This window comes from Mesorhizobium sp. P2_A12 (assembly GCF_056405075.1).
In genome coordinates this window covers 173435-185990 of record NZ_JBFUCU010000009.1, presented here as the reverse complement: position 1 = coordinate 185990, position 12556 = coordinate 173435, and the positions used below count along the sequence as shown (strand labels likewise).

14 protein-coding genes are annotated in these 12556 nt (G+C 63.3%); 7 read left to right on the top strand and 7 right to left on the bottom strand.

What is annotated here, in order from left to right; translation table 11 throughout:
• Positions 1-33: 33 nt before the first annotated feature.
• Both AC1DZU_RS20580 and AC1DZU_RS20575 read left to right on the top strand, forming a co-directional pair.
• Positions 34-1101, top strand: a complete 1068-nt coding sequence (locus AC1DZU_RS20580) for an aldo/keto reductase (RefSeq protein ID WP_477287781.1) — start codon at positions 34-36, stop codon at positions 1099-1101.
• 48 nt (positions 1102-1149) lie between these two features.
• Positions 1150-2418: a cysteine desulfurase-like protein gene (locus tag AC1DZU_RS20575; RefSeq protein ID WP_477287779.1), complete on the top strand. Its 1269-nt coding sequence runs from the start codon at positions 1150-1152 to the stop codon at positions 2416-2418.
• 13 nt (positions 2419-2431) lie between these two features.
• Here the strand turns inward: AC1DZU_RS20575 and AC1DZU_RS20570 are convergent, their stop codons facing one another.
• The 6 genes from AC1DZU_RS20570 to AC1DZU_RS20545 are packed head-to-tail and all read right to left on the bottom strand — an operon-like array spanning position 2432 to position 8499.
• The gene (locus tag AC1DZU_RS20570; protein ID WP_477287777.1) at positions 2432-3460 is read right to left on the bottom strand and encodes a histone deacetylase family protein; all 1029 of its coding nucleotides are present in this window, start codon (positions 3458-3460) and stop codon (positions 2432-2434) included.
• Positions 3457-3984 carry an N-acetyltransferase family protein gene (locus AC1DZU_RS20565; protein ID WP_477287775.1) on the bottom strand — a complete coding sequence of 176 codons (528 nt, stop codon included), beginning with the start codon at positions 3982-3984 and terminating at the stop codon, positions 3457-3459. The genes AC1DZU_RS20570 and AC1DZU_RS20565 overlap by 4 nt, the downstream gene beginning before the upstream one ends.
• 3 nt (positions 3985-3987) lie before the next feature.
• Positions 3988-4497 carry a 2-thiouracil desulfurase family protein gene (locus AC1DZU_RS20560; protein ID WP_477287773.1) on the bottom strand — a complete coding sequence of 170 codons (510 nt, stop codon included), beginning with the start codon at positions 4495-4497 and terminating at the stop codon, positions 3988-3990.
• A gap of 38 nt (positions 4498-4535) precedes the next feature.
• Positions 4536-5465 (bottom strand): 3,5-dioxohexanoate:acetyl-CoA acetone transferase, encoded by a 930-nt coding sequence (gene kce / locus AC1DZU_RS20555; protein ID WP_477287771.1) that lies wholly within the window; start codon positions 5463-5465, stop codon positions 4536-4538.
• A gap of 9 nt (positions 5466-5474) precedes the next feature.
• On the bottom strand, positions 5475-6854 hold the full coding sequence (locus AC1DZU_RS20550) for an aminotransferase family protein (RefSeq protein WP_477287769.1): 1380 nt from the start codon (positions 6852-6854) through the stop codon (positions 5475-5477).
• A gap of 1 nt (position 6855) precedes the next feature.
• Complete coding sequence (locus AC1DZU_RS20545; RefSeq protein ID WP_477287921.1) at positions 6856-8499, bottom strand: N,N-dimethylformamidase beta subunit family domain-containing protein; 1644 nt, start codon at positions 8497-8499, stop codon at positions 6856-6858.
• 155 nt (positions 8500-8654) lie between these two features.
• Between AC1DZU_RS20545 and AC1DZU_RS20540 the strand changes: the two genes are divergently transcribed.
• The 3 genes from AC1DZU_RS20540 to AC1DZU_RS20530 all read left to right on the top strand — a co-directional run bounded on the left by AC1DZU_RS20540 (position 8655) and on the right by AC1DZU_RS20530 (position 10535).
• Positions 8655-8903, top strand: coding sequence for a ParB N-terminal domain-containing protein (locus AC1DZU_RS20540; RefSeq protein WP_477287767.1), 249 nt, complete (start codon positions 8655-8657; stop codon positions 8901-8903).
• A gap of 163 nt (positions 8904-9066) precedes the next feature.
• The gene (locus AC1DZU_RS20535) at positions 9067-9552 is read left to right on the top strand and encodes an SRPBCC family protein (protein WP_477287764.1); all 486 of its coding nucleotides are present in this window, start codon (positions 9067-9069) and stop codon (positions 9550-9552) included.
• 26 nt (positions 9553-9578) lie between these two features.
• Positions 9579-10535, top strand: a complete 957-nt coding sequence (locus AC1DZU_RS20530) for an alpha/beta fold hydrolase (protein ID WP_477287762.1) — start codon at positions 9579-9581, stop codon at positions 10533-10535.
• Between the two features lie 49 nt (positions 10536-10584).
• Here the strand turns inward: AC1DZU_RS20530 and AC1DZU_RS20525 are convergent, their stop codons facing one another.
• Positions 10585-11628 (bottom strand): isopenicillin N synthase family dioxygenase, encoded by a 1044-nt coding sequence (locus AC1DZU_RS20525; protein WP_477287760.1) that lies wholly within the window; start codon positions 11626-11628, stop codon positions 10585-10587.
• A 111-nt stretch (positions 11629-11739) separates the two neighbouring features.
• On the opposite strand from AC1DZU_RS20525, the gene AC1DZU_RS20520 reads away from it, so the two are divergent.
• Positions 11740-12138 (top strand): GFA family protein, encoded by a 399-nt coding sequence (locus tag AC1DZU_RS20520; RefSeq protein ID WP_477287758.1) that lies wholly within the window; start codon positions 11740-11742, stop codon positions 12136-12138.
• A gap of 217 nt (positions 12139-12355) precedes the next feature.
• On the top strand, positions 12356-12553 hold the full coding sequence (locus tag AC1DZU_RS20515; RefSeq protein ID WP_477287756.1) for a hypothetical protein: 198 nt from the start codon (positions 12356-12358) through the stop codon (positions 12551-12553).
• The last annotated feature ends 3 nt before the right edge of the window (positions 12554-12556 follow it).

The following is a 12556-nucleotide window of genomic DNA, read 5'->3' as shown; positions in this document are numbered from 1 at the left end:
CTCACGCGAGCTTTCCCTCCGGAGCAGAATTCCATGCACAAACGCCGTCTCGGTCGGACCGATCTTCTTGTTACCCAGATCTGCCTCGGCACCATGACCTGGGGCCAGCAGAACACCGAGGCCGATGGGCACGCCCAGATGGACCTGGCTTTTTCGCGCGGCGTCAATTTCATCGACACCGCCGAGCTCTACCCGATCCCGCCCAAGGCGGAGACGCAAGGGCGGACCGAGAAGATCATCGGCAGCTGGTTGAAGGCCAACGGCAACCGCGACAAGGTGATCCTGGCCTCCAAAGTCGTTGGTCGCACCGCCAACGGCTGGTTCCGCGGCGACAGGCCGTCGCAACTGGTGCGCGCCGATATCTTTGATGCCATCGACAAATCGCTGACCAAGCTCGGCACCGACTATCTCGACCTCTACCAGATCCACTGGCCGGAACGGGACATTCCCTGGGGTGCCAACCCGACGCGCGTCGGCGCGGTACCGCGCCGCGCCGATTCTGCCGGCGCACCAACTGACGAAACGCCGATCGCCGAGACACTCGCCGTGTTCGACGAATTGGTGAAGGTCGGCAAGATCCGCCATTTCGGACTGTCGAACGAAAGTTCGTGGGGCGTGATGCGGTTCCTGGCGGAGGCTGACAAAGGCATCGGTCCCCGCGTCGCGTCGATCCAGAACGCCTACAATCTCGTCAACCGCACCTTCGAGGTGAACCTTGCCGAGGTCTGCGAGCGCGAACAGGTGTCGCTGCTTCCCTATTCGCCACTGGCGCAGGGCTACCTGACCGGCAAATATGACCATGGCGCCCGCCCTCAGGGGTCGCGCACGCAGCTCTTCAACCGCGGCCAGCGCTACGAGACACCCAACGCCGCCGAGGCACAGCTCGAATACAATGAGCTGGCGCGTTCCTTCGGTCTGGAACCGGCGCTGTTTGCCAATGCCTATGTCTCGAGCCGTCCCTTCGTTACCTCGAACATCGTCGGCGCGACCACCCTTGCGCAGCTCGACATGGCGTTGTCCTCGGTCGATGTCGTCTGGACCGAAGAGATGCAGAAGGCGGTGGACGCGATCCATCAGCGCGTCGGCAATCCCTGTCCTTGATAGGGCTCCGGGGCAGAATTATCCAGGAATGACGGAGGGGTGGAGACAATGGCGGATTTTTCGATCGAGGCAGTGCGTGGAAGGTTTCCGGCCCTCTCCCTGACCGACAAGGGGCGGCGGCGCATCTATCTCGACAACCCCGCCGGCACGCAGGTGCCACAGGCAGTCGCGGACGCCGTGTCGCGCTGCCTTCTGACCACCAACGCCAACCTTGGCGGCTATTTCGAAACGACTGTCGCAGCACAGGCCGTCGTCGACGAGGCGCATCAGGCGATGGCCGATTTCCTCGGTGCGGCGAGCCCTGAAGAAATCATCATCGGCGCCAATATGACGACGCTGACCTATCACATGTCGCGCACCCTCGGCCGCACGATGAAGCCCGGCGACGAGATCATCCTCACCCGCATGGACCATGAGGGCAATGTCTCGCCCTGGCTGCAACTGGCCGAGGACCTTGACCTGGTGGTGCGCTGGCTGCCGTTCGACGAAACGAGCTGGCAGGTCGAAGAGGCGACGCTGGCGGGTCTGCTTTCGGAGAAGACCCGGCTGGTCGCGCTGAACTACGCCAGCAACCTGACCGGCTCGATCAACCGGGTGAAGGCGTTGACCGCCATCGCCAGGAATGCCGGCGCCCTGGTCTATGTCGACGCCGTGCAGTTCGCGCCGCATGGCCTGATCGACGTCAGGGATCTCGGTTGCGATTTCCTGATCTGCTCGGCCTACAAATTCTTCGGTCCGCACATGGGCATATTGTGGGGCCGGCGCGATGTCATCGATGGTCTGAAACCCTACAAATGCCGCTGTTCTTCGGATGGCCTGCCGGAGCGGTTCGAACTCGGCACGCCGCAGATCGAGCTGATGGCGGGCCTCACGGCCGCGGTCGACTATCTCTCAGGACTGGGTGCTGCAGCGGGCGAGGTTGGGTCGCGAAGGCAGAAGATAGCCAAGGCGTTCGAGGTGTCGATCGCCTACGAAAACCCGCTGGCGCAAAGGCTGATCGACGGCCTGTCAGACATTTCAGGCCTGACCATCCATGGCATCACCGATCCGAAGCGGCTCGCCGAGCGCGTGCCGACGGTGTCCTTCACCGTCGACGGCATCGTGCCGGAGACGATCGTTCGGCAGATGAACGCCGAAAACATCTTCCTTTGGTCCGGCCACAACTACGCCTGGGAGATCGTCCACCAGCTTGGCATTCCGGCCGAACATGGCGTCGTGCGCATCGGTATCGCGCATTACAACACGGCAGCCGAAATCGACGAGACGCTGGAGAGCGTGCACCGGGTCATCGCCATGCTCAGGCAGCAGCGAACCTGACGCCAGCTTGAAATCATGACTTCTTGCCACCGAAACCGGTGAGGAAGGCCGTCAAATTGTCGCCGAGTTCGTCACAGAGATAGCCGCCTTCCTGGACGATGGCGGTCGGCAGGCCGAGCTTGGCGATGGCCTCGCCAATGCGTGAGAAGCCCGGTGTCGTCACCGAAAGCCCGCCGAACGGGTCGCCCTCGAACGCGTCGAGGCCGAGCGCCACGACCAGCGCGTCCGGCGAAAAGGCGCGGATGCGCTGGAACGCCGCCGCTAGCGCTTCGAGAAACGCCTCATCGGCGGATTTGCGTGGCAGCGGCAGGTTGAAATTGTAGCCAAGGCCCGGGCCTTCGCCGCGCTCGTCGGCATGGCCCCAGAAGAACGGATAGAAGCGCACCGGATCGGCATGCAGCGAGACGGTGAGCACATCCGGCCGCGCATAGAAGATGCCTTGCGTGCCATTGCCGTGGTGCAGGTCGACATCGAGGATCGCCACGCGCGCAGCCTGCTTGCGCAGAACCTGAGCTGCAACGGCCGAATTGTTGATGAAGCAAAAGCCGCCGGCGACGTCGGCAAAGGCATGGTGGCCGGGCGGGCGGCACAGCGCGTAGGCGGCCGGCGCGCCTGATATCACGGCTTCGGCGGCTTCGACGGCGCTCCACGCACTCCAAAGCGCGCTCTGCCATGTCTCGCCCGAGATCGGGCAAGCGGTGTCGGCCATATGATAGCCAGCCTGGCCGACAGCCGAGGCCGGATAGCTGCCCGACCGCGCGATCGGGTGGATGTTGGGGATCACTTCGGCCGAAGCGCCCTCGATGCGCTGCCAGCGCTCGAAAATGTGCTCGAGGAAGTCGAGATATTCCGGCGTGTGCACCGCCGCGACCGGGCCGAGCCCGTGATTGCGCGGTCGCTCGATCGCGCAGCCGGCAGAGATGGCGCCGGCTAACAATCGTTCGACCCGTTCAGGCGTCTCAGGATTGGGCTTCGCGGCACCGCTCGAAAGGAAGGCCTTGGGGTCGTGGCGCTTCTGTTCCTCGGCATAGAAGGCTTTCATTCCTGCTCCCCATTCTGCGGCGCGTCGGCAAAGGCAAAAAAGGCATCGCCGATGATCTTCTGCGTCTGCTCGTAGCTCGACCAGGCGATGCCCAGCCTTTCATAAAATGCCTTGGCGCCCTCATTGTCGGTGTCGACGGACAACCGCAGATAGACGCCGCCTTCTTTCCGGCACTGTGCCGCGACGTGCCGCAGCAGCAACTCGCCGATCTTGCGGCCGCGAAACCGGTCCTCGACATAGAGGTCCTGCACATAGACGCCAGGCCGCCCCATCCAGGTCGAAAAGATCGGGAAATGCAGGCACAGGCCGGCGAATTCGCCACCCACTTCGGCAATAAGGGTGGAAAAGGCGGGTTTTTCGCCAAAGCCGTAGGTTCTGAGATCGTCTGCCGTCGAGATGATCTCCTCCGGCGCGCCGATGTGTGTCCCGAGTTTCAGGATCGCCGCATGGATGGTGTCGACGTCGTCGATGCAGCCGGGCCGGATAACGGTGTCGGTGGTCCTGGCTTGGCTTTTCTCTGGCATGGCTCAGGTCGCGGCACCGGCCGAGCCCGGCCTGGTCAGCAGGTCATCAAGCTCGTCAATGCCGTCTTCCGAAAAGACGCGAATGCCGTTCGCTTCCAGCAGCGCGGTGGTCGTGCCCTGGCCAGCCAGCCGGTTACCCCTGAAACTCCCGTCATAGATGAAACTGCTACCGCAGGACGGGCTGCCGTCGGTAAGAACCGCATACCGGCACCCTGTTTCTCGGGCGAGATCAAGTGCAAGCTGCCCGGCTTCGAGATAGAGTGCGGTCACATCGCTTCCTGTTTGCTCGACCACTCGGCCTTGGCCGTGAAGCACTGCGCGGCCGTCGCCTGTGCCTCGAATTTCCGCCGGAGGACGTGGCGTGGAGAAGCCTGCGGCTACCTCCGGGCAGATCTGTACGATCCGCCCCTCTGCCTGCCATCGCGCAAGAGTGGGATGGTCGTTGAGCCGGTAGGAACCGTTGTAGCGAACCTTGCTGCCGAGCAGACAGGCTGAAACGAGAACCCTTTCCATATCAGCGCCCTCCCTTTGCCACTAGACCTCCAGTACCCCTAGAACGCCACCAGGTCGCCACCCTTGAGCGCCAGCATGTCGCGCGCTTCGGTGGGTGTGGCAACTTCCAGCGACAGCCCATCGAGAATGCCACGGATGCGGCGCACCTGATCGGCATTGGACTTCGCCAGTTGGCGGCCGTCATAAAGGCTGTCCTCCAGTCCGACACGAACATTGCCGCCCATCGCCGCGGCGATCGAGATCAGCGCCATCTGGTTGCGGCCGGCGGCCAGCACCGAGAACTGATAGCTGTCGCCGAACAGCTTGTCGGCGATCCGCTTCATGTGGACAAGGTTGTCCGGGTCGGCGCCGATGCCGCCCAGTATGCCCAGCACGAACTGGATGAACAGCGGTCCCGACACCAGCCCGCGGTCGCGGAAATGTGCCAGCGAATAGAGGTGGCCGACATCGTAGCACTCGAATTCGAAGCGCGTGCCGCAGCCCTTGCCCAACCTCTCAAGCACGCCCTCCATGTCGGCGAAGGTGTTCTTGAAGATGGTGTCGCGCGTGGCTTCGAGCAGCTTCGGCTCCCATTCGTGCTGCCACTCCCTCGGCTTGCCAAGCATGGGAAACAGCGCGAAGTTCATCGAGCCCATGTTGAGCGAACACATTTCGGGTTCGGCCCGCAGCGGCGCCGCCAGCCGCTGGTCGAGTGTCATCAGCGACGAGCCGCCGGTGGTGATGTTGATCACCGCGTCGGTCGCCTGCTTGATGCGCGGCAGGAACTGCATGAACACGTCCGGATCGGCGGTTGGCCGCCCATCCCTGGGATCGCGGGCATGCAGGTGCAGGATCGAGGCCCCGGCTTCGGCGGCCGCAATCGCGTCGGTGGCGATCTGGTCCGGCGTCACCGGCAGATAGGGCGACATCGACGGCGTGTGCACCGAGCCTGTTATGGCGCAGGTGATGATGACTTTTCGCGGCGCCATCTTTGTCCCTCAGCCTTCGACCGGCAGGTCGAGTTCGACGGCCAGAACCTCCAGCGAGTCGCCGATGATGGCGACGATCTCGCCGACCTGTTCCCTGGTGACGATCATCGGCGGCGCGACCATGAAATTGTCGCCGTCGACGCCGCCCTTGACCCTGCGGCCATAGATGATCAGCCCGCGCTCATAGGCAAGGTCGAGCAGCCGCTGCGTGGCCTTCTTGTTCTGGTCGATCGGCCGTAGAGTCTCGGGATCGGCTACCATCTCCGCGCCGGTGAGCAGGCCCTTGCCGCGCACGTCGGCGATGAACGGAAACCGCTTCGCCAACCCCTTCAGCCCGTCCATCAGCACATTGCCCATTGCAGCCGTATTGGCGATCAGGTCGAGCCGGTCCATTTCGCCGAGCACGGCAAGGCCGGCGGCGCAGGCCAGCGGATTGCCGGCATAGGTGTGGCCGTGCTGGAAGCCGCCGGAGGCGAGCAGCGGCTGCACCAGCCGCATGGGTGCGGCCAGTGCGCCGAGCGGCGCATAGCCCGAACCCAGGCCCTTCGACAGCGCGACGAGGTCGGGCTTGCAGTTCCAGTGATCGCCGCCGAGGAATTTGCCGGTGCGGCCGGCGCCGCTCATCACTTCGTCATGGATGAGCAGGATGCCGTAGCGGTCGCAGATCTCGCGGATGCGCGCATAATAGCTGTCCGGCGCCACCAGGGCAGCGGTCGCCGCACCACCGATCGGCTCCATGATGAAGGCCACCACGCTCTCCGGGCCTTCGGCCAGGATCTTCTCCTCCAGCATGTCGGCATAACGGATGCCGCGCTGTTCCATCGAAAGGTTGTCGCGGTCGCGCCAGGCTGTCGGCGCCGGCACGGTCGGCATCACCCGCATCATCGGCTCAAAAGTTTCGGCCAACGCGTCGTCGCCGGTAATCGAGAGCGAACCCAGCGTACCGCCATGATAGGAGGGGAAGCGCGTGATCACTTTCCAGCGGCTGGCCTGGCCGGTGGCAACCGCCCACTGCCGCGCCAGTTTGATGCAGGATTCCGTCGCTTCCGAGCCGCCCGAGACGAAGAAAATGCGGTCCATGCCCTCGGGCAGCTTGCCGGCGAGTTCCCTCGCCAGCTCTTCGGCCGGCTCGTTTTCGAAATGCAGCCGATAGGCAAAGGTGGCGCGGTCCATCTGCCGTTTCATGGCGTCGAGCACATTGCGGTTGGAATGGCCGATATTGGCGACCATCGGGCCGCTCGATCCGTCGATGAAGCGGCGGCCGTCTTGCGTCCAGATGTAGATGCCCTCGGCGCGGTCGACCAATGGCCGGCGCAGGCTGGACAGATAGAACAGATGCGATTCTCGTCGGGCGTCGGTGTCTTGGGCGGCGGTCTGGACTTTCGACATGTCAGGACTTTCTGAGGTAACGATCGAGGACATTCTTGGTGACGCGTTCGACCATCGGGTCTTGTCTCAGCAGGCCGGCGACCCATTCGCAGCTTCCGGCGTGGAACACCTCGCCCTTGCCGCGCGGGAAATTGACGATCATGCCGTTGCCGCGTTTGACCTTTTCCAGATTGGCGTCGCTCGCTTCGCCGAACAGCGTTTCGGCGGTGAAGCGGCCATCCTCGTCGGTAAGGAACTGGTCCTCGATCGGGATGTCGGCGCTTTCCTCGACCTGGGATGCCATGCCGACGGCGAGAACCTGCAACCCGTCCGGCGCACCGCTGGTCGCGGTGGGGTAGGGCAGGCCGCCGCGTATCTCAAAGTCGAGCCCGTCGACCTCATAGCCATAGACATGGCTGTCGGCGCCCAGCAGGTCGCCATAATAGATGCCGGTGCCGGCAAAGGCCCAGTGCTCGGGCCGGTAGACCGGAAAACCACGCACGCCACGCGGCGCGCAGCCACCCCAGCCGGCATAGACGCCGCGCGTCGCGTTGAGCCCGAAGGTCGCCGAACCCGGCCGGCCGATTTCCGGCGCTTCCCAGGAATTGGTGGCGCGGGTGACGTCGCCGCCGCGGAGATAGGCGGGGTCTTCGGCACGCGCGCGGTATTTGTAGCAGACCTGCCGGCGGCCCTCGTCCTCCAGCCGCGTCTGCCACATGAAATTGCCGGCAAAGCGCGCCGCATGGCCGCCGCGCTCGACATAGTCGTCGACCGCATCGCGCATTTCCCAGGTCCAGTATTCGTCATGGCCGACGAAGACGGCACAGTCGTAGCCGTCGAGAATCTCGGGCGAGAAATGCAGATCGTGCTGGCTGACGAGGTCGACGCCATAGCCGGCCCGTTCGGCAAAGCGGAAGAAATGGCTGTCGTAGCTAGCCCAGCCGGACGAGGCGTACTTCTTCGAATGACCGGTGGCGAGCGCCCATTCCATGTGCGGATAGCGCGGCACCGTCCTTGGCGGTACAGCGACTTCCAGCGGCACGCGCGGCGCATCTTTCGGCAGCACGACGAAACCGCGGCACCACGGGCGTTGCGTCGACACGATGGGCGAATACTGGTTGCGGTCCGGCCCGGTAATGCCCTGATAGTGGTTGGAGCCGCCCCAGGTGTTGTAGGCGAGCCATGTGCCCGTCGCCGCCACGTGCAGCACGCGGCCGGGCTTCTCGCCGGGCTGCGGGCTGACGATGAAGAGATGATGGCAATGGATCGGCTTGCCGTCGCGGCCGTCCGCTTCAAGCGTCACGCGATAGGCGCCGGACGGCCAGTCTGCTCCGACGTGGAATTCAAACGAGGCCTCCCAGCCACAGCCCTCGGCCGAGCATTGGTCGGGTGTGTCCTGCCAGCGAGCGGCGATGCCCGATTTCTCGAACACTTTCGTCTCGGTGCCGCCGTCGCGGACGATCGCCATCTTGAATGCCGGAGCCGTCGAACTGACATGCAACGCCACCGTCTCGCCGGCGCGATAGGAAAACCGGTCGCTGTAGCACCAGATTTCGCCGCGCGCGCCATCCATCTCAGGCCATTCATAGTAGTGGCCGCGTACCGCGTGGCGGCGCTGCTCCGGCGTCAGTCCGAAATCGGGGAATTCGGTCGGAAGGTTGATCATGAAGCCCTGAAGTTTCAAAGGCGCCATTTCGGCGATCTGGCGGTCAAGCGTCAAATGGAAACCATCGGGCCAGCATTCGTTAGCCGCGCCCTTGGCCCCTGTGGCCAAAAAGACTATCTCCACAAGGGGCGGCGTTCTCCGCCACCGGAGGCGGCATGCTCGGAATCCAGAAGGTCAAGGTCGACGACATCTACGTGCCGGCAGCGCGCAAGAAGACGTTGCATCCCGAGACCGTCCGGCATCTGGCCGAGGACATCCTGGAGAACGGCATGAAAACACCGATCCAGGTCCGCCATGACGGCAAGCGCCATATCCTGGTCGAAGGCCTGCATCGGCTGGAAGCGGCCAAATGGCTCGGCGAGACCGAGATCGACGCCTATCTGGTGCAAGCCAAGCGCCACTGACGCTCCCTTTCGTTCCTGATCTCTGTTCGCCGGACGCATTCTCCAGAATTTTTCCCTGGTCGGAATTTTTGCTGGGCCAAATTTTTCGCGGGCGATGTCGACTTGCACGTCATCCGTTCGTCCTAGGGACGGAAGCCAGATCAAACCACGCAAGGACACCCTCATGACCACCAAGCTCGACATCGCCCCCGCCAACGACCGCGAACTGGTTCTGGCCCGCATCATCGATGCGCCGCGCGAGAACGTCTATCGCTGCTGGACAGACCCGAAACTGGTGACGCAGTGGTTCTCGCCAAAGCCGTGGACGACGCCCCGCGCCGAGATGGATGTGCGCACCGGCGGCCCGAGCCTCGTTGTCATGGCCGACCCCGACGGCAAGGAATTCCCCAACGCCGGCGTTTTCCTCGAAGTCGTTCCCGGCAAGAAGATCGTCTTTACCGACGCCTACACAAAGGCATGGGAGCCGTCGGAAAAGCCGTTCATGACAGTCGTGCTGACTTTCGAGGACGAGGGCAGTGGCAAGACCCGCTACATTGCACGGGTCAGGCACTGGAGTGCCGCCGACCGCGAGCAGCACGAGAAAATGGGCTTCCACGACGGCTGGGGCCAGTGCACCGACCAGCTCGAAGAGCTCGCCAGGACGCTTTGATACCGGCAGGACGAGAGGAGATCGATATGTCCAAAACCTTGCTATTCGCCATTCTTGCTTCGGCTGCAGCGTTTCTTGCTTCGCCGGGCGCCACCAATGCAGAGGAGGCAAAACCTGCCATGACGACCGCAACGAACGCACTACCGAAGCCGGAAAAGTCCGGACTGCTGCCGATCAACGGCCTGAACTACTATTACGCGGTCTACGGCAAAGGCGAGCCGCTGCTTCTGCTGCACGGCGGTCTTGGCACCACTGACATGTTTGCGCCGATCCTGCCCAAGCTTGCCGAGAACCGCACCATCATCGGCGTCGACCTGCAAGGTCATGGCCGCACGGCACTCGGCGATCGGCCATTCACCCTGGAGGCGATCGGTGACGACATGGCTGATATCGTCAAGGCGCTCGGCTACGACAAGGTTGATGTCATGGGGTATTCGCTGGGCGGCGGCGTCGCCTTCCGCATGGCGGTCCAGCATCCTGAAACGGTGCGCCGCCTTGTGCTGGTTTCGACCGGCTATGCCGCGGACGGTTTCTACGGCGAGATGCGCGGCCAGCAGGCGCAAGTCAGCGCGGCGGCGGCCGTGTTCATGAACGACACGCCGATGTACAAATCCTACGTCGCGGTGGCGCCGCATCCCGAGGACTTCCCTAAGCTCCTCGACACGCTGGGCAACTTCATGCGTCAGAACTACGATTACTCCGCGGACGTCGCCAAGCTGAAGATGCCGGTCATGCTGGCCTATGGCGACAGCGACATGTACAAGCCCGAGCATGAGATCAAGTTCTACCAGATGCTCGGTGGCGGGCTGAAGGACGCCGGCTGGATGCGCGAGAACCTGTCGCAGAACCGCCTGGCCATTCTACCCAACCGCACTCATTACGACGTCTTCTTCGCCCCCGAACTGACCGCTGCCGCACTGCCGTTTCTCAACGGCGAGACCAAGGTGAAGACCTGGGACGAGGTCGTCAGCGAAACCGAATAACCCCCTATCGTTCCCACCGGCCGTCGATCGAGGTGGCCGGTGGTTTTGTTTACGAGGCTTTGGCGCGGCGCGGCTGCCTGAGATGCTTGATGCCGCTCATCTCAACGAAATTCGTCGCCGACTCCCAGAGGTAGTCGCCATACAGGAACGGCTCGAAGGGCTCAGCACCCTTCAACGGCAGCGGCGCGATCTCCGCGTCGACGCGTGGCTCGTAGAAGAACGGGATCGAGCAGCGCGCCGTCTTCGGCGCGATCACCCGGTGTCGCGTCGCGCGGACGCGTTCGCCGGTCCAGCGCTCCAGCAACTGGCCAAAATTGACCGCCAGCGTGCCGTTGGCCGGCGGCACGTCGATCCATTCGCCGGCGAGGTTCTTTGCCTGCAAGCCCTCGACGCCGTCCTGCGCCAGCAAAGTGACGAAGCCTGAATCGGCATGCTCGCGGCCGATGATGGTGCGGGTCTCACCCTTGTGCACCACCGAAAACTCCGGTCCGCTGGTATCGACGCCGGCATTGGCGTCACGCAGGGGGTAACGGATCAGCCGCAGCGTCGAGATGCCGCCTTCGAAATAGGCATCGAACATTGTTTCCGGCAAGCCAAGCCCGCGGGCGATCGACCGCATCAGCGCGTTGCCCACCGTCTCCATCGTGCGGTAGTAGTCGGCTGCCGCCGCGCGCCAGCCGGGCAGGGCCTCTTCGGCCGGTAAGGGTGTCGGCTCGCACAACGGATCTTCGGAAAGCGAGGCATCGGCCGCTTCGACCAGACCCGGATTGGCAAGGTCCGGTCCCATGTCGATGCCTTCCTTGTAGGAAACGGCTGCCGGCTGCAGCGGGAACCAGCCGCGATAGACGTTCTTTTTGCTGCGGTCGAAATTCCAGCGCAGCAATTTCTGCTTCTCCGCGTCGGGAAGCGCAAAGACGCGCAGCAATTGCGCCCTTCTTTCCGGCGTCAGCCAGTCATCGCCGGGAAAGTCTCGGACTGCCATGAAGCCGATCCCCGAAGCTGCGGCCATGATCCTGGCGTCGGTGCGGTCACGGGCCGGCGAGGACGGCCCGAACAGATCTGCAATGCCGATGGTTTCGATGTCCAGTGTCATGGCTTCGGGTCCACTGCATCACGATAAGCGATGGCGTTGTATCAAAGCTTTTCAATTGACCCAATCGGGTTGGCCATTACCCTGCCGCTTGTTCTCTCAAGGATCCGAGCGATGGCAAGATACCAAGGCGGATGCCTGTGCAAGGCGGTGCGCTATCACACTGAGGCAGCCCCCATCAACGAACGCATCTGCCACTGCCGGCTGTGCCAGAAGGTGATTGGCGCCGCCTTCAACGCACGCGTGCTGTTTCGCATCGATGAAGTGACGATCGAGGGGCCGCTGGCGACGGTGAACACGTCGCCGGACCTCAAACGCGGCTTTTGCCCAAGCTGCGGCACGACGATGTTCTCCCGGCGCGATTCCGCCGGCATCATCGGCATCACCACCGGTTCGCTAGACGATCCCACGGTCTTCAAGCCGCAAATGCATATTTTCACGGCCTCGAAGCAGCCCTGGGTGATGCTCGACGATGGCCTGCCTCAGTATGAGGGCGCACCGCCGCCAGGCTAAAGCGCATCGGCCGGGTCCCCGCTGCTGCGCAGCGTCCCGGCGTTCGCCGGCCTTTCATCGTGCCACTGGCACGATGAATTCGCTTGCGCGAACCGGCTGCTCACCATGACAAAAATTTAATCGAAAGAGACACGAGATAGCCGGCAAAGCGTCATTGGCGGGCCATCATTGGCTCCCTATTTATGGGGCGCGGGTACGGCATTCGAGGAGACGACGGATGAACGACAGCATCAGCACCCTGGACGAGCTTTTGAGCGATCCGATGGTCCTGCTTGTGATGGAGCGCGATCGTGTGCGCCCCGAACAGGTGCGCATCCTGCTCGAACGGGTTCGCCGGCCTTCCGTCGACGAGCCCGTATTGCCGCCAGCCCATATGGTGGCCAAAAGCTGTTTCCAGCAATGGCTGCTGAGTTAGGTG

Excerpts from the sequence above, each read along its gene's own strand:
- AC1DZU_RS20580 (WP_477287781.1), top strand. The coding sequence starts at position 34 with ATGCACAAACGCCGTCTCGGTCGGACCGATCTTCTTGTTACCCAGATC.
- AC1DZU_RS20575 (WP_477287779.1), top strand. The coding sequence starts at position 1,150 with ATGGCGGATTTTTCGATCGAGGCAGTGCGTGGAAGGTTTCCGGCCCTC.
- AC1DZU_RS20570 (WP_477287777.1), bottom strand. The coding sequence starts at position 3,460 with ATGAAAGCCTTCTATGCCGAGGAACAGAAGCGCCACGACCCCAAGGCC.
- AC1DZU_RS20565 (WP_477287775.1), bottom strand. The coding sequence starts at position 3,984 with ATGCCAGAGAAAAGCCAAGCCAGGACCACCGACACCGTTATCCGGCCC.
- AC1DZU_RS20560 (WP_477287773.1), bottom strand. The coding sequence starts at position 4,497 with ATGGAAAGGGTTCTCGTTTCAGCCTGTCTGCTCGGCAGCAAGGTTCGC.
- kce (WP_477287771.1), bottom strand. The coding sequence starts at position 5,465 with ATGGCGCCGCGAAAAGTCATCATCACCTGCGCCATAACAGGCTCGGTG.
- AC1DZU_RS20550 (WP_477287769.1), bottom strand. The coding sequence starts at position 6,854 with ATGTCGAAAGTCCAGACCGCCGCCCAAGACACCGACGCCCGACGAGAA.
- AC1DZU_RS20545 (WP_477287921.1), bottom strand. The coding sequence starts at position 8,499 with ATGATCAACCTTCCGACCGAATTCCCCGATTTCGGACTGACGCCGGAG.
- AC1DZU_RS20540 (WP_477287767.1), top strand. The coding sequence starts at position 8,655 with ATGCTCGGAATCCAGAAGGTCAAGGTCGACGACATCTACGTGCCGGCA.
- AC1DZU_RS20535 (WP_477287764.1), top strand. The coding sequence starts at position 9,067 with ATGACCACCAAGCTCGACATCGCCCCCGCCAACGACCGCGAACTGGTT.
- AC1DZU_RS20530 (WP_477287762.1), top strand. The coding sequence starts at position 9,579 with ATGTCCAAAACCTTGCTATTCGCCATTCTTGCTTCGGCTGCAGCGTTT.
- AC1DZU_RS20525 (WP_477287760.1), bottom strand. The coding sequence starts at position 11,628 with ATGACACTGGACATCGAAACCATCGGCATTGCAGATCTGTTCGGGCCG.
- AC1DZU_RS20520 (WP_477287758.1), top strand. The coding sequence starts at position 11,740 with ATGGCAAGATACCAAGGCGGATGCCTGTGCAAGGCGGTGCGCTATCAC.
- AC1DZU_RS20515 (WP_477287756.1), top strand. The coding sequence starts at position 12,356 with ATGAACGACAGCATCAGCACCCTGGACGAGCTTTTGAGCGATCCGATG.